The sequence below is a fragment of the Brucella sp. NBRC 113783 genome, assembly GCF_040372265.1.
Lineage (GTDB): Bacteria > Pseudomonadota > Alphaproteobacteria > Rhizobiales > Rhizobiaceae > Brucella > Brucella teleogrylli.
Genome location: NZ_BAABRX010000004.1, coordinates 315475 through 340250, shown reverse-complemented (window position 1 = coordinate 340250; position 24776 = coordinate 315475). Strand labels below are relative to the sequence as shown.

Here is a 24776-nt window from a genome sequence, read left to right as displayed (position 1 = left end):
TTAAATTCGTTTGGCTGGGAGCTTCAGGCTCGTATAGGTGAAGACCAGCGACAGGATATAAAGCGCGCCGAAGACAAGATTGAGGCCCGCAATCCAGTCATTGCCGCCAGCGGCATGCCTGAGCAGAAGCCAGACAAACAAAGCCTTGGCAGCCGTCATGATAACGAGGCTGAGCGTCCGCAGGCCCGACTGGCCGCGCGCATAGAGAAGCTCGGTCTGGTATTCGATCAGATTGCGGAACCCCGGCACCAGCAGAACCAGCGGCAGCAGGCTGACAATGGCCGCGACATTGGCGCCGAGCGCATTGGGAAACACCCAGAGGAAGATCGCAAGTACCGCAAGCCCGCCCGTTGAGACGGCAAACACCGACGCTTCCAGCCCGGCGCGCAGACGCAGGCTCGACAGCATGTCGGGCTTGCGCATCAGCTTTTGCACCAGCATCATGTTGAAGGAGCGTACCGGCAGCGCCGTCAGATCGACCAGCCGCATGACAATGGCATAAAGCCCGGCTATTTGCGGCCCGCCAACACTCAGCACCAGCAACTTGTCCAGCTCGCTTTGCACATAGAAAAGCAGTTCCGCCCCGGCGACCGCAACCGAATCCGCGATGCGGCGCATATAGAGTTTTGGCCGGAAACGAATTTTCCGTCGCGGATAGAAGCAGATCGACACGGCAAGCGCCGCGGCATTGGCCGCAAGATACCACCATGCCCAGTGGGCGACGTCATGCACCGTCGCCATCCAGGTGAACAGCACCGCCGCAACCGCGCGCGTGACCGTGCCGAAAATGACGAGGCTTGCCGAAATGCCGAAACGGTTGAGGCCGTTATTGACGATGATGATGACTTCCGCCGACCGCCAGAACAGGGCTTCCGCCGCGATGATAATGGCGAAAGGCAAAAACGTGATATCCCGGCTGAAGAAGACCAGATAGACGAGCCAGGAGCAGAGCGCGAAAAGCGGCAGCGATCCCACCACCGCCATGAGATAACCCGCGCTATAGGTACCGAGAAGATGCGGCTTGACGGTGGCGATGCGATAAAGCGGCGAGGTAAAGCCTAACGACACAATGCGGGACAGCATGACGCCCGTGCCCGATGCGGTTGCGAAAATGCCGAAATCGCCGGTTGGCAGGGTATTGGCAAGCGCGATGAAATAGACCAGCGAAACCACGAGCCGCCCGACCGAACCAGAGACGAGCGACAGATAATCCCTGAACAGGCCGGACTTGAGACCAGATTTCAGGCGATCCATTTTTTGAAATGCTTTCGCTATCACCAACGAACCTTTGTCTTCGTCGCATCGCTCATGATCTCGCATGTTTCACGGGCCGAAGCGAAAAGCCAGCGCAAAACCCGGCATACGATATTGAATGGTTAACCGGTTGCATTTTCCATCGGGAGAATTGCAATAACATTAACCAATTTTTTCCCGTAGGCACTTACAGTCTCAACCCAAACGGGTTTTCAGAGTTCGGATATTTCAGGCAATGAGCAGCGATGATAAGCGTCATAAAGAGGGGAGCGGGAAACCCCTTCTCTCATTCTCCGACGCGCCAGCTGCCGTAAGCCGGACATCGAACGCTCCGACGCCACCCCAGGCACCTCCCCAAACACCCCCGTGGACTCCCCCCGCTTCGAAAGAGGAGCGCGAGGATTTCACTCGTACGCACGATCTCAACCCGGAGCGGCTGACCGAGGAAGAACTCGAAGCCTTGCAGGAACGGCTTGCGGCCATCGAGACCGAGCTTGACCGCAAGCTGGTCGAGCGCCAGCGGCGCAAGCGGGTCGCGCGCGAAAGCGAGCCGCCGCTTGCTGATGAAACAAACCATCACGAACCGGGGGCCGCGACCCCACCCGCCACCACGCAACCCGCCCCACAGGCCGGAAACGGTGATTCCGGCGATGGCTGGCGTCCGCTGATCGACCCTTATGCGGCAATCGACGTCATCAAGGGATCGCGCAAGCTACTGCTTGTCACCACCGTTCTCGGCGGCATTGCCGGTGTGCTGATCGCACTTTCCATGCCGACCATGTATGTGGCGACGACCGATGTTCTGGTCGATCCACGCAACATCAAAACGGTGGGCACCGAACTGACCCCCGGCCAGCTGCCCACCGACGCCTCGCTGGCGGTGGCGGAAAGCCAGGCGCGTATCATCGGTTCCAGCAGCGTGCTTTTGAAGGTGATCGACCAGACCAAGCTTACTGAAGACCCGGAATTTAACGGGACGCTGGTGCCAACCGGTGTGGCCGGTTTCTTCGCGCAGATCCGCGACATGCTGTCCACTAAGAAGACAAGCGACGGTCAGGCGCTGGAAACGCGGGTTCTCTACAATCTCTACAAGGCGATGACCATCGCTCGCGATGCCAAGACCTTCATCTATTCGATTTCGGTCAAAACCCGCGATGCGCAAAAATCGGCCTCACTGGCCAATACGATCAGCACGGTGTTTCAGAACGAGCTTGCCTCGATGCAATCCGACGCAACGCGCCGCACATCGGAAGAATTATCCACCCGGCTGGCCAGCCTGCGCGCAAGCGTCGAGCAGGCGGAAACGGCAGCAGCCGATTTCCGCGCCGCGCATGATCTCGTGGATGTTGACGGCAAACTGATCAGCGATAGCGATTTGAGCTACCTCAACCAGCAGCTTTCCAACCAGCGCGCCGAAACGATGCGGTTGCAGGCCCGCACGCAGGTGATGAACAGCGCCACATCGGACAATGTGGTGGCCGGTACATTGCCGGAAGAGTTGCGTTCCAACACACTGACCACTTTGCGCGCGCAATATGCGCAGGCAAGACAGGCGGCCAACGGCATGTCCTCGCAATTGGGGCCCCGCCATCCGCAATTGATACAGGCGCAATCGCAGGCAGGCGCAATCCTCGGCGATATCGACGCCGAACTGCGCCGCGTGCGTTCCTCGCTTCAGGTCGAGGTGCAACGTTCGGTTCAGCAGGAGAAGGAATTGTCGGCTCGTCTGGCGCAATTGAAAGCCCAACAGGCCAACAATAATGGCGATCTGGTCAAGCTGCGCGAACTGGAGCGGGAAGCGGCAGCGCGCCGCTCCGTCTATGAAGCCTTCCTCCTGCGCTCGCGCGAAACCGGCGAACAGGAAGGCCTCAACACGGTCAATATCCGTGTGCTTTCGGAAGCGCGTCCGCCGCTCGATCCTTCGGGAAAATCGCGCAAGCTGGTGGTGATTGCAGGATTGATCGCCGGTCTTCTGGCGGGGTTTGCCATCACAGCCGTCCGCAATTTCGGACGGCTGCTGCGGCTTTCAAGATAGTCTCAGGCGGCGCGCGGCACCTTGCGGCCACTTGCCCGCAGAACGCCGTGGGCACCGTCGAGGTGGCCGGGCTTCAGTTCAAGCGCCAGAAAACGACGCTTTTCATAAGGGCCGGGCATGGCCAGTTCGCCGGTCTTTTCTGCCGTGAAGCCGAAACGCTCGTAATATTCCGGATCCCCCACCAGCAGGATCGCGCCATGGCCAAGCGTGCTTGCTTCGGCAATCGCATGACGCATCAGGGCCGAACCCAGGCCGCAACCGGCAGCCAACGGATCCACAGCCAGCGGCCCAAGCAGCAGCGCGGCAACCGGAAAGCCGAAGGCGTCGATGCCAGCCTGCACATTCCACAGGCGAACGGTGCCAGCGAGAGCGCCATCGGCGCTCTCGGCAGCAAAGGCCAGCCCTGCGGCGGGAAGACGACCGCGACGCAGCTTTTCCGAAGACTTTCTGCGGCGACCTTCGCCCATGGCACGGTCGAGCAGCGCCTCGCGCGCCAGCACATGCTCTACCGTCTCGCCCGCTATCGCAAAAGCAGGCGCAGCAACGGGGGCAAAGCCCGGCACGAAGCCAGCGGCATCATTGTCCTGAAAATCGTGAATTGCATTCATCACATCTATCCCCGCAAAGCGGCAGCAGCACACCCTGTCTAGTGCCTTGCGGCACCAGACAGATTGAGAGGATCCTCAGGGTTAAACCTGAAAGATCAGATGACGTAGGATCGGAGCGGTTCGAAGCCGTTGAACGCCACCGCCGAATAGGTGGTGGTGTAAGCACCCGTGCCTTCGATGAGGATTTCGTCACCGATGGTCAGCGAGACCGGCAGCGGATACGGCGTCTTTTCGTAAAGAACATCCGCACTGTCGCAGGTCGGGCCAGCCAGTACGCAAGGCTCGGTTTCGCTACCGTCATGCGGGGTCACGATCTGATAGCGGATCGCCTCGTCCATGGTTTCGGCGAGACCGCCAAACTTGCCAATGTCGAGATAGACCCAGCGCACATTGTCGTTGTCCGCCTTGCGGGAGACCAGAACCACTTCGGTCTTGATCACGCCTGCATTGCCGACCATGCCGCGGCCCGGTTCGATGATGGTTTCCGGGATGCGGTTGCCGAAATGCTTGGACAGCGCGTCGAAGATCGCCATGCCGTAAGCCTGAGCGGTCGGCACGTCCTTGAGGTAACGGGTCGGGAAACCGCCGCCCATATTGACCATGCGCAACACGATGCCTTCATCGGCAAGGGTGCGGAACACCGATGCCGCATCGCCAAGCGCGCGGTCCCAGGCGGAAAGGTCCGTCTGCTGCGAGCCGACATGGAACGACACGCCATAAGCGTCGAGACCGAACACCTTGGCATGACGCAGCACGTCCACGGCCATTGCAGGCACGCAGCCGAACTTCCGCGACAGCGGCCATTCGGCGCCTTCACCGTCGGTCAGAACGCGGCAGAACACGCGGCTGCCGGGAGCGGCGCGCGCAACCTTCTCGACTTCCTCCACGCAATCGACCGCGTAGAGACGGATGCCCAGCTCGAAAGCGCGCGCAATATCGCGCTCCTTCTTGATGGTGTTGCCGTAGGAAATACGGTTCGGTGTTGCGCCGGCTTCCAGCGCCATTTCAATCTCGGCAACCGAAGCGGTATCGAAGCAGGAACCGAGCGAAGCGAGCAGGCGCAGGATTTCCGGCGCAGGATTGGCCTTCACCGCATAGAAAATGCGGGAATAGGGCAATGCCTTCTCAAAGCTCTGATAGTTCTCGCGGACAACATCGGTGTCGACGACGAGGCAGGGACCGTCCGGGCGACGGGTGTTGAGGAAATCAATAATGCGCTGTGTAGCCATGGTCGTTCTCCTGCGGCGACCCTAACCGGGCCGTTTTTGGTGCGCAATCGCGAAAAGTTGCTGCCTTTTCTGACAAATGCGCATAAAAACAAATACTTAGAGCATCGCCCCACCCCCAAGGGGCAGGAAATTCTCTAAGAGACAAAGGTGCATGAGACCCTCGCCGCGAAGTCAGCCTTTGGAGGCGCTGATATCACACGAAAGAGCATGCGGCGTTGGAACAACGCTAGATCCGCGTTATTCCGCTTTGTCTGCCTTGGATTGGAATTGGAGAACCGCATCCGCACTACCGGCAATGAAGGTGTGCCTCTTCAGTAATTTCGGCTTTTGGACAGCCGAAAGACACCAGAAAGGCCCGCACCGTCGTTGCTTCAAGATGTCCTCGATCTGGCGGTTGGCCAACAGATCGACTGGAGCGGTTAGGTCCAGGTACCGTACCGAATTCCTCACCATTCGAGGATCGGCGGACACCCACAGGCACGTGCGACTTTGGGCAAGGGCGATATAAGCGCAAAGCCGTGACCATTCAATGACAAATCTTTGTCGAAATGAATTTATTTTTCGACCGTTTTGGAGGCAAAGCGCGCTTGCCATTGTTCAGCAAGAGTGAAACATTCCATCGGAAATCTTCACTTTCTATTCAAAATACAGGCAGATTCCTGCCCCTAATGGTGAACAATGACCACCTTCGATCCTTTCAATGCGATCATCGCGAAGCCCGAAAATCCCCTTCCCCACGCGGAAAATGGACCGCTTTTCGGCGAGCGGCTGGCGGTCAAGGACATATATGATCTGGCTGGAATGGTCACCGGATGCGGCAATCCGCAGATTCTGGTCGAATCACCCCCCGCTCAAAAATCCGCTCCCGTGGTCGAAAAGCTGCTTGGCGCTGGTGCCGAAGTCATCGGCAAGGCCCAGACGGACGAGCTTGCCTTTTCGCTGATGGGGCAGAATTCGCATTATCCCCATCCCATCAATCCTGCCGCGCCGGACCGCGTGACGGGCGGGTCGTCGTCGGGCTCCGCGGCGGCAGTCGCAGGCGGGATCGCCGATATTGCGCTCGGCTCCGATACGGGCGGGTCGATCCGCGCGCCTGCCAGTTTCTGTGGCCTTGTTGGCCTGCGCACCACCCACGGCCGCATCCCGCTTGAAGGCATCATGCCGCTCGCACCGTCACTCGATACGATCGGCTGGTTTGCACGCGACGTCTCGCTTTATGAAAAGGTGGGCGCGGTCCTGCTGGGTGGAGACGAACAGTCGTTTCAGCTGACCCAGCTTCTCTATATGCCGGTTCTGGAGCAGCTTCTGCTCGGACAGGCGGAAACCGACGCCTATCGCGCCATGTTCGGGGCAATTCGCCCGCATTTTTCGGGCCTGAAGGCGGCGAGTCAGCCAACCCTGTCCATCGACGAACTTTATCTCGCCTTCCGGCAGATACAGGGCGCCGAAGCTTGGGCAAGCCACGGCGCATGGATATCCTCCGGCGAACGCCAGCTCGGCCCGGGTGTCGTTGATCGCTTTACCTATGGATCGCAGATGACGCCCGAGATCGTGGCCCAACAGCGGACGAGGCGCGCGCGTTTCACGCAGGAGCTTGAGGCGATCATCGGCGATCATGCCGTGCTTGCTTTGCCCACGGTCCCCGGAGCGGCACCGCTCGCAAACGAACCTTTCGAGGCCTTGCAGGCCTATCGTGAACAGGCATTGCGCTTGCTTTGTCTTTCGGTGCTTTCGGGTCTGCCGCAAATCACATTACCACTTGGGCCGCTGGGCGAAGTGCACGGCGCGCCCTTCGGCATATCTCTCATCGGGCCACGTGGCAGCGACCGGGCGCTGATCGCGCTTGGCAAAACCATTCTTGAAACGCGGGGCTAAAACAGATGGACACGCTGACACGTATGCGCGCCTTTATCGACGTGGTGGAGGCGGAAGGGTTTTCTGCCGCAGCGCGAAAAATCGGGCGCTCCAAAGCCCTTTTGTCCAAATATGTGCGCGAGCTGGAAGACGAGCTGGGTGCGCGCCTTCTCAACCGCACCACGCGCCAGTTTTCGCTGACCGAGGCGGGGCACACCTATTACCACCGGGCCGTGGAAATCATCCGCGAAATCGACGCGCTTCAGGATGCCGTCAGTGAAACCAGTTCCGATGCGCGCGGGCGCATAAAACTGTCCGCGCCACGCACCTTTGCCGATGCGGTGATCGGCCAGTCGCTGATCGATTTCTGCCTTGCGCATCCTGAAATCGTGCTCGACGTGCGGCTGGACGACCGCTTTGTCGATCTGGTCGAGGAAGGTTTCGACCTCGCGATCCGCATCACGCGCTTGCAGGATTCTTCCCTCATCGCGAAGAGGCTTTCGCCCTTCCATTCCATCCTGTGCGGTGCACCGGCGCTGATCGCCCGCGTCGGCAAGCCCGAACGACCGGAAGACCTGACCGACAGGCCCTGCATCATCGACACCAATGCCCGCTCACGCAACAACTGGCACTTTCGCAACACGGATGGCTCGATGATGACCGTGCCGGTCAATGGCCCCATCGAGGTCAACAGCCCGGTCGCCACCAAAAACGCCGCTCTGGCGGGTCTCGGCTTCTGTTCGCTGCCCGCCTTCATCGCCGAAGAAGAAATCGAGCGCGGCAGGCTGGTCGCCTGTCTCGACGAATTTATCGTGCGGGACGGCGGCATCTATGCGGTCTATCCGCATCGGCGCTATCTGCCGGCGAAAATCCGCGCGCTTGTGGATTTTCTCACACAATGGTTCAAGGAACGGGAGCAAGGCGGAGCCGCGAAAAGCCCGACTTCATAAAACTATCGGCGTTTTGGGCTATGTGTCCCACTTTCGCCGTCTTCGGCTTCGAGCATTAGGTAGTACTTACGGAAAGACTATATGCAGGTTTCGTCATCGCGGTTCAAAGCCCGGTTCGCCCGGACCACCACAGCGGCCCTTCTGGCTGCTGGCCTCGTGCCGACGGCGGCGCTTGCCCACCCGCATGTCTTTGCCGAAGCGCGTCTGGAACTCACCATTGCGCCGGACGGCACGGTTCAGCAGCTCGCCCATGTCTGGCGCTTCGACGATGTGTTTTCGTCAACCGTGCTGATGGAATTCGACAAGAATGGCGATCTCAAGCTCGACCATAAAGAGCTGATCGATCTCGGCCATGTCATCAATGAATCCATTGCAGAGTTCAAATATTTCCAGACCGTTCAGGAGGATGCCAAGGATGTCGCGATGGTGAGACCCAACGATCTTGCCGCGACCTTTACCGACAACCGCCTGCTGATCGTCTTCACCAGCAAGCCCGCCAAGCCGCTCAAGCTGCAGCCCGGCCACAAGGTGAGTTTCGGCGTCTATGACCCGACATTCTATACCGCGATTGACTATGTGGACGACAAGGAACTTGTGGTGAAGGGTTTGCCGCAGGGCTGCAAATCGACCGTCGTGCGCCCCGATCCCGATCAGGCCATCGCGCAAAATCAGGCAACGCTGACCGAGGCCTTCTTCAACGATCCGGCGGGCACCGACATGTCGAAGATTTTCGCCACCCGCCTTGAAATCGACTGCGCCGCGAAAGGATAGACGAGCCGATGAAGAAAACGGCAACGCTCATACTCACCTTTGGTCTGACGATCCTCGCCGCGCAGGCGCTTGCGCAATCGTCGCTTGGCATCGGTGCGAATGAAGTGGCCATGACGCCGACCGGACCGTTCGCGCATATCATTCTCTGGATGAACGAGCAGCAGCGCGCATTCTATCTGGCCATGACCACCGCGCTGAAAGCCATGCGCGAAGACCCGTGGCAGGCGTCCATCCTCATCGCTCTTTCCTTCATCTATGGCATATTTCATGCCGCCGGTCCCGGCCACGGCAAGGCGGTGATCTCCTCCTATATGATCGCCAATGAAACAGCGCTGCGGCGCGGCATTTTCCTGTCTTTCATCTCGTCGCTGTTGCAGGCCATTATGGCGATTGTCGTTGTTGGCCTCGCATGGCTCGTGCTGCGCGGCACCGGCATTTCTATGAACCAGACGGCGCGCTATATGGAGATTGCCAGCTTCGCGCTGGTCCTGTTCTTCGGCCTGTGGCTTCTGGCCCGCAAGCTGCCGCTTCTGTTCCGCAAACCCAAAAACGCAGCACCGCTTTTTGCGAGTGCACCGCAACCGGCCATGGCAAGCGGCCCGGCATGGCAGGGCAGCATTTCGCAGGCCACGCGCGCGGCAGCAGGCGGCAGCACGGTCAAGCTCAACTACAAGCCAGCCGCAGCGGCGGCGACTGCGACGGACCACGCCTTCATCGGGGATAGCGATGTCTGCGCCGCCTGTGGCAATGCCCATATCGCCGATCCCTCGACACTTGGCGACAACTTCAACTGGACAACGGCCTGGTCGGCGATTTTTTCGGTCGGTCTTCGCCCCTGTTCCGGGGCCCTGATCGTGCTGACCTTCGCGCTGCTCAACGGCCTGATGCTGGGCGGATTACTCTCCGTTTTCGCCATGGCCTTCGGCACGTTTCTCACCGTGGCTTTTCTCGCCACACTGGCGGTCACAGCCAAGAATGTCGCCCTGCGTTTTGCGGGCAGCAACGCCATGTCCGGGCGATTGAAGGCAGCAATCGAGGTCTGCGCCGCCCTTTTCATCGCGCTTACCGGCGCGTTGCTGCTGAGCGCCGCATTGGCCGGCTAAATGCGGTTCGCTTGCTGCGGCTGAATCGACCTGTCGCGTCGGCGAAATTAAATCCGATAAGGGTGGTTTTGCACGTATTCCCCCAGAAAAGGCGGCTATAAATATCGGAAAATTATACCGTATTGCCGATTTTTATAAAATAATATTCTAATATTAATATCGGATCGGCTCTCCCGGAAACCATTCAAATGAACCGTTTCGATGGCTAGTCATTTCAAGAGGATGTTCCTCAACATTAATTCATTTCAACGTGTATGCCCTCATTTTTCATAATCCCCCTGTCAATCAAAACAGAAGGGATTCTTGGTTATGAAAACGAACGGGCAGCGCATTTTCTCTGCAGTCATCGCTCTGGGAATGCTCGGCGCAACAACGGGCGTTTCCTTCGCCCAATCGGCGGCAAGCGAGGCAACGGCACCGGCTGGGACCTACAAGCTTGATCCGACACATGCAGCCTTGCTGTGGTCCCTGAAGCATAACCAGATTTCCAACTATACCGCCCGCTTCAACAAGTTTGAGGCTACGCTGAAGCTCGACCCGGCCAAAATCGAAAATTCCTCGATCGAAGTGACCATCGATCCCACTTCCGTCGCCACTGCCTATCCGGCGGACTACAAGGCCACGCATGCCTCTTCCGGTTATGCAACCTGGGACGAAGATGTCAGCCGCTCGCCCAACTTCCTGAACAGTGACGCCCACCCGACAATCACCTTCAAGTCCACCAAGGTCACGTCGACCGGCGCAACAACGGCTGATGTCACAGGCGACCTGACGTTTCTGGGTGTGACCAAACCCGTCACACTGAAGGCGACGCTCCAAGGCGCAATCGACAGCCATCCCTATGAAGGCGTGCCTGCGGTCGGATTTGCCGCTGAAGGCACTTTCAACCGCACCGAATTCGGTCAGCCGCTTGGCCCGGTCGGCCCGGAAATCACCATTCGTTTCGATGGGGAGTTCATTCAGGAAGCGAGCTGACGCGCGCTTGACTGAAACCCACCGGCTGCGCCTCCTCCCAAGCCGGGCCGGTGGGCTTGCGACATTTCAATCACGAAGTTTTTTTGCCCGGTGTCGCAATGGCGACATCTGGGCACCGACCCGTCAGGATGACCATGAACACTCATCCCCGCTCAACGTCCTCCCGCTACAGCGCGATTGCCATTCTGTTGCATTGGGCGATTGCCATTCTCGTCATATCCATGATCCCGATGGGCTGGTGGATGGTGAGGGCCATCAACAAACCGGACACGCAGCAGCTCGCCTATCAGCTGTTCCAGCTGCATAAATCCATCGGCTTCGCCATTCTGGCCCTGACCCTGCTTCGCGTGATCTGGCGCCTGACCCACCCGGTTCCGGCACTGCCATCGGACATGAAGGACTGGGAACGCGTGCTGGCGCGCGCAACCCACATTGCCTTTTATGCCCTGCTGCTGGCCATTCCACTGACCGGCTGGGCCTATGTCTCGACCGGCTGGGCGATCAGCACGGATCGCCCGCTGATGGTATCGACCTCGTGGTTCGGTCTGTTCGACGTTCCACCAATTCCAGCCATGGACGGCATGCGCAATGTTGCCTTCGGTGCCATGGGCGCCCATGCTTATATGGCCTATGGGGGTGCCGCTCTCATTGTCCTGCATGTTGCCGCCGCGCTGAAACACCAGCTGATTGACCGCGACGGCGTGCTGGCCCAGATGCTGCCTTTCCTGCGCGCGAAAGATCATGGGGACACGGCGCTTCCCGGAAGGGCGATGTTGCCACGCGGCCTCGGGATCGCCTTCATCGTCATGATCGGGCTTGCGGGTTTTACCATGCATCTGCCCACCACCCCTCCGCCAGCACAGCTGACCGTCGCAGAAGCGACGCCGGTGGCGGCCTCCCCAGCCGCAGAAGCCACAACGGCAGACGCCAATGCCACCAGCTGGGCTATTGATCCGGCTGTATCGGCCATCCGCTTCACCGGCACCCATGCAGGCAAGGACTTCGCCGGGCATTTCAGCGAGTGGACCGGCAATATTCGCTTCGATCCCGACAATCTTGCCGGATCGAAAGCCGTGATCACAGTCAATACCGGCTCGGCCACAACCGGCGATGCCACGCAGGAAAGTTCGCTCAAGAATGGGGAATGGTTCAATCCCCGGCGCTTTCCAGAAGCGCATTTCGAAACCAAGAGCTTCCGCTCGCTCGGCGGCGAGCGCTATGAAGCCGACGCTATCCTGACGATCAAGAACAAGGCCGTGCCGGTCGTTCTGCCCTTTACCTACAAACCGGAAGGTAACATCGCCACCGTGGACGGCAATATCGAGCTTGATCGCGCAGCGCTTAATCTCGGGATGTTTTCCGATCCGGCTGCGGAATGGGTGTCCAAGACGATTGCCGTCACGATCAATGTCACGGCAGCAAAAAGCTGATGCCGAAAACAAAAATCCCGGCACTTGTGCCGGGATTTTCTGTCTGTCTATGCAAATTGCCTATTCTGGCCGAAACTGGTCCGGAGCCGCATCCTCAAACGCCGGTAGCGCCGCGCAAGCCTTTGCCACTGCCGCAATTCGCGGAAGGTTCTCCCATTCGACGCCCCAACGGCTTGCATTGTAAAGCTGGGGAACCAGCACACAATCGGCCATGCCCGGCGTGTCGCCATAGCAGAAGCGACCTTCAAAACCCCGATGGTCGAGCAGCTTTTCGAAAGCAGCCAGACCACGAGCAATATTATCCTTGTTCCACGCTGCGCGGGCTTCCTTGCCCGCGAGCGCTTCGACCTGCGCCAAGACCCGAAGGTTGGAAACCGGATGGATTTCGCAGGCGATTGCGTCAGCCAATGCGCGGACATGCGCCCTGCCCGCTGCATCGCGCGGCAGCAGGGCCGGGTCTGGCCGCGTCTCGTCCAGATATTCGATGATCGCCAGCGACTGCACCAGCACCAACCCGTCAATTTTCAAAACGGGCACAAGACCCTGCGGATGCAGCGCCAGATGCTCGGGCGAAAACTGCGCACCCGCAGTGAGGTCTACCGGCACCCGATCATAGGCAATCCCCTTCAAGGCCAGCGCGAGACGAACGCGATAGGCCGAAGACGAGCGCCAGTAATCATATAAAGTCACCGTCATGGCTGTGCCGGAAGAATCTGGCCGACGCAGGGTCCAAAACCGATGCGATAACCATCGCCTCTCGCTTCCGCAAACAAGGCAATCTCGTCGCCGTCCTCGATGAAGGTGCGGCTTTCGCCATTCACCGTAACCGGTTTCTTGCCGTTCTGCGTCATTTCCAGAAGCGCGCCGGTCTGTTCAAGGCTCGGCCCGGAAATCGTGCCGGAACCAAGCAGATCGCCAACCCGCATCGGGCAGCCGGTTTCGGTATGGTGCGCCAGTTGCTGCGCGCTCGAATAATACATGACATTGTAATTTGTCTCTGCCATGCGTTGGCCGTTCATGGTCCAGCCGATGGCGAGATCGTACAATCCCGGCCGGTCTTCCTGCAGATAAGGCAGAAGCGGATTGACGCGCTCCGGGCCTGCGCTGCGGAACGGCTCAAGTGCGGCCTGCGTCACAACCCATGCACCAATGGTCGTCCCCAGAGCCTTTGACTGGAAAGGCCCCAGCGGCTGATATTCCCAAGCCTGGATATCGCGGGCGGACCAGTCATTGAGCAGCACATAGCCGAAGATCATGTCCTCCGCCTGCTCGACGCTAACGCGTTCGCCCATCGTGCTGTCGATGCCGACGATAGCGCCCAACTCCAGTTCCAGATCGAGCTTTTTACAGCGGTCCCATACCGGCCCCTGTTCGCCTTTGGTCTGTCCCATGGGGCGGCGGATCGGCGTGCCCGTCACCACCACAGAGGAGGCGCGGCCATTATACCCGATCGGCATATGGGTCCATTGCGGCGGCAAAGCGTTTTCCGGCCCGCGAAACAGCACGCCCACGTTGAAGGCATGATTTTTCGATGCGTAGAAATCGGTAAATTCCGTCACGCGGATCGGCAGATGTAACCGCGCATCGGCCATTGGCATCAAGGGCAGGCTGGTGTCGCCGCCTTCACGCAAAAGCTCCGTCAGCGCTACCCGCACCTCGTCCCATCTGGCGCGGCCCAACGCCATGAAGCCATTGAGCTGCGGCTGGGCGAAAGTGCCATCGGCATCGATGAGGCCCGCCGCTTCGCATTTATCGAGATCGAGTATCATATCGCCAATGGCAACGCCGCAACGCGGTGCATCACCGTCGACCGAAAACACACCATAGGGCAGATTGTTCAGGGGAAAGGGGCAATCTGCATGATTGGCGCTCTCCACCCAGGACCGGATCAAAGCCAATGTCCATCTCCTCATTTCAAAATCATCGTCTTCGAGTGCCCGGAATTGGAAACCGAAGCACCCGATGCATCGCGCATCACTTCACGCCGGGCGTGCCGTCGAACTTCTTTTCGAGATGGTCCCAGACCTCGATATATTCTTCCTGCATGGGGGCCTCGTGCGCGGCGAATTCCGTCAGATGCTGCGGGAAGCGGGTCTCGAACATGAAGCTCATCGTATTGTCGAGCTTTTCCGGGCGCAGTTCCGCATTCGACGCGCCTTCAAATGCGTCGCGGTCCGGCCCGTGCGGCAACATGCAATTGTGCAGGCTGATGCCGCCCGGCGCGAAGCCCTGCGGCTTGGCATCGTAGACGCCATAAATATTGCCCATAAGCTCGGACATGATGTTCTTGTGATACCATGGCGGGCGGAATGAATGTTCCGCCACCAGCCAGCGTTCGCGAAACAGCACGAAGTCGATATTGGCCGTGCCTTCCTGACCCGACGGTGCTGTCAGTACTGTGAAGATCGACGGATCGGGATGGTCGAACAGAATCGCCCCGACCGGAGAATAGGTGCGCAGGTCATATTTATAGGCGCAGTAATTGCCATGCCACGCCACGATATCGAGCGGCGAATGGTCGATCCATGTCTCGTGGAACTGGCCGCACCATTTGATGACAACACGCGAGCGCGCCTGTTTGTCCTCATAGGCTGCAACCGGCGATTTGAAATCGCGCGGGTTGGCAAGGCAGTTGGCGCCGATAGGACCACGACCCGGCATATCGAATTTCTGACCGTAATTCTCGCAGACGAAACCGCGGCATGGTCCCTCAAGCACCTCGACGCGATAGACAAGACCGCGCGGGATAATGGCGATTTCCTTGGGCTCAAGATCGATGATGCCAAGCTCCGTGCAGAAACGCAGACGTCCTTCCTGCGGTACGATCAGCAATTCACTGTCGGCGGAGTAAAAATATTCGTCCTCCATCGAGCGGGTGATCAGATAGACATGGCTTGCCATGCCGATCTGGATGTTCACATCGCCCGCCGTGGTCATGGTGCGCATACCGGTGATCCACGTCAGGTCTTCGTCCGGCCCCGGCAACGGGATGGGGTCCCAGCGATACTGGCCAAGACTGGTGATATTGCGCCGCTGCGGATCGCCGACCGGCAGATTGGGCGCAGTTTTCCAGTACGGCACGTCGATCAGCTTGAAACGGCCCGTATGATGAACGGACGGGCGAATGCGATAGCACCAGGTCCGCTCGTTCTGACCGCGGGGCGCGGTGAAAGCGGTGCCGGACAGCTGCTCGGCATAAAGCCCGTAATTGCATTTCTGCGGTGAATTCTGGCCTTGCGGCAATGCGCCCGGCAGCGCTTCGGTTTCAAAGTCGTTGCCGAAACCGGGCATATAGCCCTCTACGGTTCCGGTCGTTACCGATGCGCGGACCATGCCCTGCGGGATCGCTTGAATGGTCATGATTATTCCTCCCGGCAAATTCGTTGCACTAACAACGATAATAACGTTGCGAATGCAACGAAGTCAACGCTTCTTGTGCAGAGCTTGTTTTTCCGTTGTATTTGCAATGAAACTCTGCTCCTTTCCTGCAAAAAGGAGACGTGCATGGCGTTCGAACTCGACAGTTTCCTGCCCTATCAGCTGAGTGTCGTGGCCCAGCGGATCAGCGAGCGGTTTTCAAGACGCTACGCCGCCGAGGCAGGGCTGACCATTCCCGAATGGCGCGTGCTGGCGCATCTCTATCGTAGCGGCGAAGTCAGCATTCGCGACATCAACACCCGCGTCAATCTCGACAAGTCGATTGTCAGCCGGGCTGCAACGCGTTTGGAAAGTGCTGGCCTGCTGCACAAGTCGGATAACAATATCGACCGCAGATTGATTGTACTCGCCCTCACCCCCAAGGGGGAAGCGCTGATGCATCGCCTTGGCAAGATCGCCGACGAATTTCAGGCGGAGATCCTGAAAGAGCTGGGCCCGGACGCCGGGCATTTTCTCGACGGGCTTGCGCGCCTCTCCGGCGCGCACCCCGCGCGATAGGGTTCGTCTTATTCTGCCGCAGTCACCTGCCTTACGGCGTTGTGCAGCGCGGCAATGCCGGTTTCCAGCGCCTGCCTGTCCGGCTCGGACATGGCGCCCAATATGGCATTGGCCCTGGCATCGACCTCGCCAAAGACTTGTTGAAACAGGGCCTGTCCCGCATTCGTGATGGCATAGTGCCGCAAACGCCGGTCTTCTTCGGATACGGCGCGGACAATCAGACCTTTTGCCTCAAGCCGACTGGCGGCGCGGCTGACCTGCACCTTGTCGAGCGATGTGCGCTGGGCTAGCTGCACCGAATCGATGGACCCTGCCTCCGCAAGCAGAAACAAGAAACGCCATTCTTCTCGCATCAGCCCATATTTATGGCCATAGACTGCAACGAGTTGCCGGGAAAATGCTTCCGCGACAATCGCAAGCCGATAGGGAAAGAACGTTTCCATACGCATTACATACCCCCTCACAAAGTCTTTGCATTTCAAACAGTTTCACGGAATGGACGAACAATTTCAAAGGCTTTTTCACAAACACGGCCCATCCGAAGATCGTAAAGATTGCGGTTCACGGAAGACCTCAAACATCGTCTGCTCCCCGGGCGGTTCACACCACTATTAAGCGTTGCCCGTCGCTCCTGCGGTCTGCATACCTCCTAAAAATGCCACTCCAGTTCATTGCATATGTAACGTTGCTATTGCAATGAACTTGACATCGTTGCAAATGATACGATTATAGGGAGCCGGTATCGAGGAACCGGCTTTTAAAATTCTGTGCAGCGGAGGAGCACCCATGAGCACATCAGCACCGGCGGGGACAGTGGACGCCGCGCAGACGCAAAAATCGTCGATACGACTTCTTTTCGCGGCCAGCACCGGCACGATCATCGAGTGGTATGATTTCGCGGTTTTCGCCTTTTGCGCCGCGCTTGTTTTCAACACCGCATTTTTTCCGGCTGTCGATCCGATCACCGGATTGATCGCAGCCCTGTCCACCCAGGCCGTGGGCTTCATTGCCCGCCCGGCGGGTGGCTGGTTCTTCGGCGTTCTGGGTGACAGGATCGGCCGCAAACAGGCGCTCGTCATCAGCCTATTCCTGATGGGCGGCGCGACGGTCGCAATGGGCCTGCTCCCAACCTACCAGCAGATCGGTGTGTTCGCACCGCTCCTGCTTCTTCTCATGCGCCTGCTGCAAGGCTTTGCCATTGGTGGTGAATCCACTGGCGCACTGGTGCTGATTGCGGAAAGTCTTCCAGCCAAACAACGTGGGCTTTGGACCGGCTTTCCGATGATCGGCGGACCGGCGGGCAATGTGATCGCCACAGCCGTTATCGGTGCCGTCATCGGCCATTTCGGATCGGAGGCCTTTGTCGAATGGGCATGGCGTATCCCGTTCATTGCTTCCATCCTGCTGATCGGTCTTGGCCTTTGGGTCCGTCGCAAGGTCGAAGAATCGCCCGCCTTCGTCCAACTTCGAGAACAGAAGACCGAACCGGTCAAAGCCCCGCTGCGCGAAGCAATTTCGACCCAGGGCGGAAACATGCTGCGCGTCCTGTTCGTCAAGGCTGGCGAAAGCGCGCTGTTCTACCTCTTCTCCACATTCTTCATCGTATTGGCCACCGTGTTTCTCAAGGTGCCACGTGAGGCAGCACTTGGCGCACTATTCATCGGCTCGATTGCCGAAGTCGCGGTCATCCTCGCCGCTGGCGCGACCGCTGACCGGATCGGACGCCGGGCAGTCACGCTGGTGGGGCTCGTCGGCGGTATCGGCGCTGGCTTCTGGCTTTTCAGCCTGCCTCCCGGCGCAGACACTGCGACGCTTACATGGGCAACGGTACTGACGCTCTCTTTCCACGGAATTATCGTGGGCGGCATGTCGGCCTATTTTACCGAACTCTTCCCTGCACGTGTTCGCTATACAGCTATGTCGACATCCTATTCGGTCGCCACAGTCCTCGGCGGAGCGCTCGCCCCCATCATCGGCACATGGCTGCTCGAAATATTCGGGACGCCCTTCGCGGTTGCGGTCTATGCAACACTGATGGCCATTCCCGCGATCTATGTGATGATCACCACACCTGAAACCAAGGGCCGGGATCTTGTGAACTGAAACTGTTCCCGTTTCTAACGAAAAGCCGCATCTTGATGCGGCTTTTTGTTTTCGGTGCACTTTATAGGTCGAAATATCGTAGCTTTAGCGAGGTAAAACCGAGCTCCCCATCAGATCAGCATCGATGGCGTGTGCGGCCTGACGGCCTTCGCGGATTGCCCAGACGACCAGCGACTGACCCCGGCGCACATCGCCTGCGGCATAGAGCTTGTCGACATTGGTGCGATAGTCCTGCTCATTGGCCTTGACCGACTTCGAGCCACGGCGATCGGTAACGATGTCGAGCTTGTCGCCCAATTCCTTGACCACGCTGTCTTCGCCCGGACCGGCAAAGCCGATGGCAATGAATGCAAGATCGGCCTTGATGAAGAATTCCGAACCGGCAATCGGTTTGCGCTTTTCGTCCACCTGGCAGCACTTCACATGGGTCAGGCGGCCTTCTTCGCCGATGAATTCCAGCGTTGCGACCTGAAATTCGCGTGAAGCACCTTCAGCCTGGCTTGAAGAGGTGCGCATCTTGGTCGCCCAATAAGGCCAGACACTGAGCTTGTCTTCCTTTTCCGGCGGCTGCGGACGAATATCGAGCTGCGTAACGTTCACTGCACCCTGACGGAAGGCCGTGCCCACGCAGTCCGATGCGGTATCGCCACCGCCGACCACGACGACATGCTTGCCACCAGCGAGGATCGGAGCCGAAGCCCATGCAACGGATTCGATGTTCTCGCGACCGACGCGGCGGTTCTGCTGCACCAGATAAGGCATGGCGTCGAAAACGCCTTCCAGATCGGCACCGGGAATGCCTGCGGGGCGCGGGGTTTCGGAGCCGCCGCTGTAAAGCACGGCATCATAGGTATCAAGAAGACCGCGCAGCGGCTTGTCGACGCCGATATTCACGCCGCACAGGAAGCGGACGCCCTCACCTTCCATCTGCGCCACGCGGCGATCGATGTGGTGCTTTTCCATCTTGAAATCCGGAATGCCGTAACGCAGCAGACCGCCGGGGCGGCTTTCGCGCTCATAGACATCCACCATGTGACCGGCACGGGCAAGCTGCTGTGCGGCAGCAAGCCCAGCCGGGCCGGAACCGATGATGGCAACCGACTTGCCGGTCTTGTTGGCGGCAGGCTGCGGCACGATATAGCCAAGCTCATAGGCCTTGTCGCCCAGCGCCTGCTCGACCGTCTTGATCGCAACCGGCGTGTCTTCGAGGTTCAGCGTGCAGGCTTCCTCGCAAGGTGCGGGGCAGACGCGACCGGTGAATTCCGGGAAATTATTGGTCAGATGCAGGTTGCGGATCGCCTGATCCCAATTGTTGTTATAGACCAGATCATTCCAGTCCGGGATCTGGTTGTGCACCGGGCAGCCCGTTGGCCCATGGCAGAACGGAATGCCGCAATCCATGCAGCGCGCAGCTTGCTTCTGCACTTCACCATCCGTCATCGGAATGGTGAACTCGCGGAAGTGGCGGATACGATCCGACGCTGGCTGGTACTTTGCCACCTGACGGTCGATCTCTAGAAAACCAGTTACCTTACCCATTCTTCTACTCCCCTCGGCCTGAGACCAGCGCATGGTCTGCTTTGCCGGAAGTTGCCCTGTCCGCCGCGTTATCTTTAACGCGCAGGCATGTCAGGACGTTGTTATCTCTTCATATGGCGAAGGGCGCCCGACCCAAAGGTCGGGCTCCGCTTGTCAGGATCACTCAGCCGCGACACCGATCTGCGCACGCTCCATCTCTTCCAGAGCGCGACGGTATTCGACCGGCATGACCTTCACGAATTTGGGACGATAGCTCTCCCAATTGTCGAGAATGTCCTTCGCCCGCGTCGAGCCTGTGTAATGCAGATGGTTGGCGATCAGCTGCACCAGACGTTCCTCATCATGATGGGTCATATTGGCCGAAACGTCCACACGGCCCTTATGCATGAGGTCACCGCCATGGTGATGCAGCTTTTCGAGGATGTCGTCTTCTTCCGGCACCGGTTCCAGCTCGACCATCGCCATATTGCAGCGCTGGGCGAAATCACCTTCCTCGTCGAGCACATAGGCGACACCGCCCGACATGCCCGCCGCGAAATTGCGACCCGTCTGACCGATAACCACGACGACGCCGCCGGTCATGTATTCGCAGCCGTGGTCGCCCACGCCTTCGACAACCGTGACCGCGCCGGAGTTGCGGACGGCGAAACGCTCGCCTGCAACGCCGCGGAAATAGCACTCGCCTTCAAGCGCACCGTAAAGCACCGTATTGCCGACGATGATGGAATCTTCGGCGACGATACGCGTATCTTCCGGCGGACGGATGACGATGCGGCCACCCGAAAGGCCCTTGCCGACATAATCGTTGCCATCGCCGATCAGCTCGAACGAGATGCCGCGCGCCAGGAACGCACCAAAGGACTGGCCAGCCGTACCGCGAAGCGTGACGGCGATGGTGTCGTCCGGCAGACCCTTGTGGCGGAACCGCTTGGCAACTTCGCCCGACAGCATGGCACCGGCAGAACGGTCAACGTTCTTGATGCCAATGTCGATCTTGACGGGCTTGCGTTCTTCGAGCGCAGGCAGGGCCTGCTCGATCAGCTTACGGTCGAGAACGTCTTCAATCGGATGATGCTGACGCTCGGTCCAGTAGATCTCGTGCTTTTCAGCCTCAGGCTTGTAGAAGATACGGCTGAAATCGAGACCCTTGGCCTTCCAATGGTCGATCATCACCTGCTTTTCCAGAAGCTCGGTCTCGCCGATGATCTGTTCCAGCTTGGTGAAGCCCATCGAGGCCAGCAGCGCACGCACTTCTTCCGCCAGATAGAAGAAGAAGTTGATGACATGTTCCGGCGTGCCCTTGAAGCGCTTGCGCAGAACCGGGTCCTGCGTCGCCACGCCGACGGGACAAGTGTTCAGATGGCACTTACGCATCATGATGCAGCCAGCAGCAATCAGCGGAGCTGTCGAGAAACCGAACTCGTCGGCACCGAGCAGCGCGCCAATGACCACGTCGCGACCGGTCCGCAAACCACCATCGACCTGCAAGGCCACGCGGGAGCGAAGCCCGTTCAGCACCAGCGTCTGGTGGGTTTCGGCAAGGCCGATTTCCCACGGGCTACCGGCATGCTTCAGCGAGGTGAGAGGCGAAGCGCCCGTGCCACCATCATAACCCGATACGGTGATGTGGTCGGCGCGCGCCTTGGCAACACCGGCGGCAACCGTGCCGACGCCCACTTCCGACACCAGCTTGACCGAAATATCGGCAGCCGGATTGACGTTCTTCAGGTCGTAGATCAGCTGCGCCAGATCTTCGATCGAGTAGATGTCATGGTGGGGCGGCGGCGAAATGAGGCCAACGCCAGGCGTCGAGTGACGGGTCTTGGCGATGGTCGCATCGACCTTGTGACCCGGCAGCTGACCGCCTTCGCCCGGCTTTGCACCCTGCGCAACCTTGATCTGGATCAGATCGGAGTTGACCAGATATTCCGTCGTCACACCGAAACGGCCCGACGCCACCTGCTTGATCGCAGAGCGTTCCGGGTTCGGCTTGCCGTCCGGCAGCGGATAGAAACGATCTGGCTCTTCGCCACCTTCACCCGTGTTCGACTTGCCGCCAATGGCGTTCATCGCGCGCGCCAGCGTGGTATGCGCCTCTCTGGAGATCGAGCCGAAGGACATGGCGCCCGTCGAGAAGCGCTTGACGATATCGACCGCCGGTTCAACTTCATCAATGGAAACCGGCTTGAGGCCGCGTTCCTCGGCGAAGCGAATATCGAACAGGCCGCGAATGGTCTTGGCCTGCGCCGACTTGGAGTCGAGCATGCTGGTATATTCGGTGAAGGTGTCCGGGTTCGAAGTGCGCACTGCATGTTGCAGCTTGGCAACCGCATCCGGCGACCACAAATGCGCCTCGCCGCGCATACGGTAGGCATATTCGCCGCCGACTTCGAGCGAGGTCAACAGAACCGGGTCGTTACCGAAGGCATCGGTGTGACGGCGCACGGTCTCTTCCGCGATTTCGTCCAGACCAACACCTTCGATGCTGGTGGCCGTGCCGAAAAAGAACTTGTCGACGAAGCTCGACTGCAAGCCGACCGCATCGAAAATCTGCGCGCCACAATAGGACTGGTAAGTCGAGATGCCCATCTTGGACATGACCTTGAGAATGCCCTTGCCGATCGACTTGATGTAGCGCTTGACCACTTCATATTCATCGACTTCCGGCGGGAATTCGCGACGGCGATGCATGTCGAGCAGCGTGTCGAAAGCGAGATACGGGTTGATCGCTTCCGCACCATAACCGGCAAGGCAGGCGAAGTGATGCACTTCGCGCGGTTCGCCCGATTCAACCACGAGGCCGACCGAGGTACGCAGACCCTTGCGGATCAGATGATGATGCACGGCAGCCGTCGCCAGCAGAGCCGGGATCGGAATGCGGTCCGGACCGACCTGACGGTCGGACAGGATGACGATGTTGTAGCCGCCATGAACAGCCGCTTCGGCGCGGTCGCACAGACGCTCGATGGCGCCATGCATACCGGCTGCACCCTCACCCGTATTATAGGTGATGTCGAGCGTCTTGGTGTCGAAACGATCTTCCGTATGACCGATGGAGCGGATCTTTTCCAGATCGCCATTGGTCAGGATCGGCTGGCGCACTTCCAGACGCTTGCGACGCGAATTGCCGATCAGGTCGAAAATGTTCGGGCGCGGACCGATGAAGGAGACGAGGCTCATCACCAGTTCTTCACGGATAGGATCAATCGGCGGGTTGGTGACCTGCGCGAAGTTCTGCTTGAAATAGGTGAACAGCAACTTCGACTTGTCGGACATGGCCGAAATCGGCGTATCCGTGCCCATCGAGCCGATAGCTTCCTGACCGGTGGTCGCCATCGGCGACATCAGGATTTTGGTGTCTTCCTGGCTGTAGCCGAAGGCCTGCTGGCGGTCGAGCAGGCTCACATCCTTGCGCAACGCACGCGGTTCGACCGGGTTGAGGTCTTCCAGAATGAGCTGGGTGTTGCCAAGCCACTGCTTGTAGGGATGCTTCTGCGCGATCTGCGACTTGATTTCATCGTCGGAAACGATGCGGCCCTCTTCCATATCGATGAGCAGCATACGACCCGGCTGAAGACGCCACTTCTTGACGACCTTCTTTTCGTCCACCGGCAGAACGCCAGCTTCCGAAGCCAGAATGACGAAATCGTCGTCGGTCACGATGTAACGGGCCGGACGCAGGCCGTTACGGTCCAGCGTCGCGCCGATCTGGCGACCGTCGGTGAAGGCCACGGCGGCAGGACCGTCCCATGGCTCCATCAGGGCAGCGTGATATTCGTAGAAGGCGCGGCGGTCATCCGACATCAGCTTGTTGCCGGACCATGCTTCCGGGATCAGCATCATCATCGCATGGGCGAGGCTGTAGCCGCCCTGATGCAGAAATTCGAGCGCATTGTCGAAGCAGGCCGTATCCGACTGGCCTTCGTAGGAAATCGGCCAGAGCTTGGAAATGTCGTTGCCGAACAGTTCGCTATCGACCGAAGCCTGACGCGCCGCCATCCAGTTCACATTGCCGCGCAGCGTGTTGATTTCACCGTTATGCGCAACCATGCGGTAAGGGTGAGCCAGACGCCAGGAGGGGAAGGTGTTGGTCGAGAAACGCTGATGAACCAGCGCCACCGCGCTTTCGAAGCGGGGATCGCGCAGATCGTTATAATAGGCGCCGACCTGATAAGCCAGGAACATGCCCTTATAGACGACCGTGCGCGCCGACATGGACACGACATAAAAGCCGTTATCGTCGCCGTCATTTTCCTGATAGATGCGGTTGGAAATGACCTTGCGCAGCACGAACAGGCGACGTTCGAACTCGTCGTCGGTTTCGAGCATCGGGTTGCGCCCGATGAAAACCTGAACATGGAATGGTTCGGTCGCGGCAATATCCGGCGCCTTCGACAGCGACGAATTATCGACCGGCACTTCACGGAATCCGATGAACTGCTGGCCTTCGGCAGCGATCACTTCCTTGACGATTTCTTCCGCATGGGCGCGCAGCTGGGCGTCGCGCGGCATGAATAGGTAACCCACGCCATAATGGCCCGGCTGCGGCAGGTCGATGCCCTGCCGCGCCATTTCCTCGCGGAAAAAGCGATCTGGAATCTGTACGAGAATGCCAGCGCCGTCGCCCATCAGCGGATCAGCGCCCACGGCGCCGCGATGAGTGAGGTTTTCCAGCATCTTGAGGCCGTTTTCCACGACCTCATGCGACTTCTTGCCCTTCATATGGGCAATGAAGCCAACGCCGCACGCATCATGTTCGTTGCGCGGATCGTAGAGACCTTGAGCTGGCGGGACACCCGCCGCCTTAGTTTTTCGCGTCGTTCGGGTGGAAGCCGTCGTCGCAGCTTTGACGTTTTCGTTCTGCACGTTGTGAGAAACCACATTCGTTACAGATGGCGTCAAATGCGTCATCGTCATTCCCTCCGTTTGGCCCTCTTCATGAGGCGCGCGATCAGTATATACCGAGATGGTGACAACCATCTCGCTGGT

At 59.0% G+C, this 24776-nt stretch carries 18 protein-coding genes; 9 read left to right on the top strand and 9 right to left on the bottom strand.

All coding sequences use genetic code 11. The features are described 5' to 3' along the window. Positions 1-1278: a lipopolysaccharide biosynthesis protein gene (locus ABWW11_RS15915; RefSeq protein WP_109368026.1), complete on the bottom strand. Its 1278-nt coding sequence runs from the start codon at positions 1276-1278 to the stop codon at positions 1-3. A gap of 211 nt (positions 1279-1489) precedes the next feature. On the opposite strand from ABWW11_RS15915, the gene ABWW11_RS15910 reads away from it, so the two are divergent. Further along, positions 1490-3289, top strand: a complete 1800-nt coding sequence (locus ABWW11_RS15910) for a GumC family protein (RefSeq protein ID WP_109367747.1) — start codon at positions 1490-1492, stop codon at positions 3287-3289. 2 nt (positions 3290-3291) lie between these two features. Here ABWW11_RS15910 and ABWW11_RS15905 read toward each other — a convergent pair whose 3' ends face one another. Continuing rightward, positions 3292-3897 carry a GNAT family N-acetyltransferase gene (locus ABWW11_RS15905; protein ID WP_109367748.1) on the bottom strand — a complete coding sequence of 202 codons (606 nt, stop codon included), beginning with the start codon at positions 3895-3897 and terminating at the stop codon, positions 3292-3294. 95 nt (positions 3898-3992) lie between these two features. Beyond that, the gene (gene odc2, locus ABWW11_RS15900) at positions 3993-5126 is read right to left on the bottom strand and encodes an ornithine/lysine decarboxylase (RefSeq protein ID WP_109367749.1); all 1134 of its coding nucleotides are present in this window, start codon (positions 5124-5126) and stop codon (positions 3993-3995) included. A gap of 678 nt (positions 5127-5804) precedes the next feature. On the opposite strand from odc2, the gene ABWW11_RS15895 reads away from it, so the two are divergent. The 6 genes from ABWW11_RS15895 (at position 5805) to ABWW11_RS15870 (ending at position 12209) form a co-directional block, all read left to right on the top strand. Continuing rightward, positions 5805-7001 carry an amidase gene (locus ABWW11_RS15895; RefSeq protein WP_121539236.1) on the top strand — a complete coding sequence of 399 codons (1197 nt, stop codon included), beginning with the start codon at positions 5805-5807 and terminating at the stop codon, positions 6999-7001. Positions 7002-7006: 5 nt separating this feature from the next. Further along, positions 7007-7930, top strand: coding sequence for a LysR family transcriptional regulator (locus tag ABWW11_RS15890; protein ID WP_109367752.1), 924 nt, complete (start codon positions 7007-7009; stop codon positions 7928-7930). A gap of 81 nt (positions 7931-8011) precedes the next feature. Further along, positions 8012-8701 carry a DUF1007 family protein gene (locus tag ABWW11_RS15885; protein WP_121539235.1) on the top strand — a complete coding sequence of 230 codons (690 nt, stop codon included), beginning with the start codon at positions 8012-8014 and terminating at the stop codon, positions 8699-8701. 8 nt (positions 8702-8709) lie between these two features. Further along, a complete protein-coding gene (locus tag ABWW11_RS15880; protein ID WP_109367754.1) occupies positions 8710-9804 on the top strand; it encodes a nickel/cobalt transporter in 1095 nt (364 codons plus the stop codon). A 309-nt stretch (positions 9805-10113) separates the two neighbouring features. Then, positions 10114-10779 carry a YceI family protein gene (locus tag ABWW11_RS15875; RefSeq protein WP_109367755.1) on the top strand — a complete coding sequence of 222 codons (666 nt, stop codon included), beginning with the start codon at positions 10114-10116 and terminating at the stop codon, positions 10777-10779. Between the two features lie 134 nt (positions 10780-10913). Beyond that, positions 10914-12209 carry a cytochrome b/b6 domain-containing protein gene (locus ABWW11_RS15870; protein WP_235859031.1) on the top strand — a complete coding sequence of 432 codons (1296 nt, stop codon included), beginning with the start codon at positions 10914-10916 and terminating at the stop codon, positions 12207-12209. 60 nt (positions 12210-12269) lie between these two features. Here ABWW11_RS15870 and maiA read toward each other — a convergent pair whose 3' ends face one another. From maiA to hmgA, 3 genes are all read right to left on the bottom strand, one after another. Then, positions 12270-12905, bottom strand: a complete 636-nt coding sequence (maiA, locus tag ABWW11_RS15865; RefSeq protein WP_109367757.1) for a maleylacetoacetate isomerase — start codon at positions 12903-12905, stop codon at positions 12270-12272. Beyond that, the gene (fahA, locus tag ABWW11_RS15860; protein WP_109367758.1) at positions 12902-14122 is read right to left on the bottom strand and encodes a fumarylacetoacetase; all 1221 of its coding nucleotides are present in this window, start codon (positions 14120-14122) and stop codon (positions 12902-12904) included. The genes maiA and fahA overlap by 4 nt, the downstream gene beginning before the upstream one ends. Positions 14123-14183: 61 nt before the next feature. Next, entirely contained in the window at positions 14184-15569 is a 1386-nt protein-coding gene (gene hmgA / locus ABWW11_RS15855; protein WP_109367759.1) for a homogentisate 1,2-dioxygenase, read from the bottom strand. A gap of 144 nt (positions 15570-15713) precedes the next feature. On the opposite strand from hmgA, the gene ABWW11_RS15850 reads away from it, so the two are divergent. Further along, on the top strand, positions 15714-16145 hold the full coding sequence (locus ABWW11_RS15850; protein ID WP_109367760.1) for a MarR family winged helix-turn-helix transcriptional regulator: 432 nt from the start codon (positions 15714-15716) through the stop codon (positions 16143-16145). Positions 16146-16153: 8 nt separating this feature from the next. On the opposite strand, the gene ABWW11_RS15845 is transcribed toward ABWW11_RS15850, so the two are convergent. Then, positions 16154-16594, bottom strand: coding sequence for a MarR family winged helix-turn-helix transcriptional regulator (locus ABWW11_RS15845; RefSeq protein WP_109367761.1), 441 nt, complete (start codon positions 16592-16594; stop codon positions 16154-16156). Positions 16595-16931: 337 nt separating this feature from the next. Here ABWW11_RS15845 and ABWW11_RS15840 point away from each other — a divergent pair, with 337 nt between their 5' ends. Next, entirely contained in the window at positions 16932-18248 is a 1317-nt protein-coding gene (locus tag ABWW11_RS15840; protein WP_109367762.1) for an MFS transporter, read from the top strand. Positions 18249-18332: 84 nt separating this feature from the next. Here ABWW11_RS15840 and ABWW11_RS15835 read toward each other — a convergent pair whose 3' ends face one another. Both ABWW11_RS15835 and gltB read right to left on the bottom strand, forming a co-directional pair. After that, a complete protein-coding gene (locus tag ABWW11_RS15835) occupies positions 18333-19787 on the bottom strand; it encodes a glutamate synthase subunit beta (protein ID WP_109367763.1) in 1455 nt (484 codons plus the stop codon). A 159-nt stretch (positions 19788-19946) separates the two neighbouring features. Next, the gene (gene gltB, locus ABWW11_RS15830) at positions 19947-24698 is read right to left on the bottom strand and encodes a glutamate synthase large subunit (RefSeq protein ID WP_109368027.1); all 4752 of its coding nucleotides are present in this window, start codon (positions 24696-24698) and stop codon (positions 19947-19949) included. Between the last annotated feature and the right edge of the window lie 78 nt (positions 24699-24776).

What these genes read in the sequence shown, in the direction of transcription:
- fahA (WP_109367758.1), bottom strand. Translation starts at nt 14,122, where the DNA reads ATGAGGAGATGGACATTGGCTTTGATCCGGTCCTGGGTGGAGAGCGCC.
- ABWW11_RS15840 (WP_109367762.1), top strand. Translation starts at nt 16,932, where the DNA reads ATGAGCACATCAGCACCGGCGGGGACAGTGGACGCCGCGCAGACGCAA.
- ABWW11_RS15875 (WP_109367755.1), top strand. Translation starts at nt 10,114, where the DNA reads ATGAAAACGAACGGGCAGCGCATTTTCTCTGCAGTCATCGCTCTGGGA.
- ABWW11_RS15835 (WP_109367763.1), bottom strand. Translation starts at nt 19,787, where the DNA reads ATGGGTAAGGTAACTGGTTTTCTAGAGATCGACCGTCAGGTGGCAAAG.
- gltB (WP_109368027.1), bottom strand. Translation starts at nt 24,698, where the DNA reads ATGACGCATTTGACGCCATCTGTAACGAATGTGGTTTCTCACAACGTG.
- ABWW11_RS15905 (WP_109367748.1), bottom strand. Translation starts at nt 3,897, where the DNA reads ATGAATGCAATTCACGATTTTCAGGACAATGATGCCGCTGGCTTCGTG.
- ABWW11_RS15870 (WP_235859031.1), top strand. Translation starts at nt 10,914, where the DNA reads ATGAACACTCATCCCCGCTCAACGTCCTCCCGCTACAGCGCGATTGCC.
- ABWW11_RS15850 (WP_109367760.1), top strand. Translation starts at nt 15,714, where the DNA reads ATGGCGTTCGAACTCGACAGTTTCCTGCCCTATCAGCTGAGTGTCGTG.
- hmgA (WP_109367759.1), bottom strand. Translation starts at nt 15,569, where the DNA reads ATGACCATTCAAGCGATCCCGCAGGGCATGGTCCGCGCATCGGTAACG.
- ABWW11_RS15885 (WP_121539235.1), top strand. Translation starts at nt 8,012, where the DNA reads ATGCAGGTTTCGTCATCGCGGTTCAAAGCCCGGTTCGCCCGGACCACC.
- ABWW11_RS15910 (WP_109367747.1), top strand. Translation starts at nt 1,490, where the DNA reads ATGAGCAGCGATGATAAGCGTCATAAAGAGGGGAGCGGGAAACCCCTT.
- ABWW11_RS15845 (WP_109367761.1), bottom strand. Translation starts at nt 16,594, where the DNA reads ATGCGTATGGAAACGTTCTTTCCCTATCGGCTTGCGATTGTCGCGGAA.
- ABWW11_RS15880 (WP_109367754.1), top strand. Translation starts at nt 8,710, where the DNA reads ATGAAGAAAACGGCAACGCTCATACTCACCTTTGGTCTGACGATCCTC.
- maiA (WP_109367757.1), bottom strand. Translation starts at nt 12,905, where the DNA reads ATGACGGTGACTTTATATGATTACTGGCGCTCGTCTTCGGCCTATCGC.
- ABWW11_RS15895 (WP_121539236.1), top strand. Translation starts at nt 5,805, where the DNA reads ATGACCACCTTCGATCCTTTCAATGCGATCATCGCGAAGCCCGAAAAT.
- odc2 (WP_109367749.1), bottom strand. Translation starts at nt 5,126, where the DNA reads ATGGCTACACAGCGCATTATTGATTTCCTCAACACCCGTCGCCCGGAC.
- ABWW11_RS15890 (WP_109367752.1), top strand. Translation starts at nt 7,007, where the DNA reads ATGGACACGCTGACACGTATGCGCGCCTTTATCGACGTGGTGGAGGCG.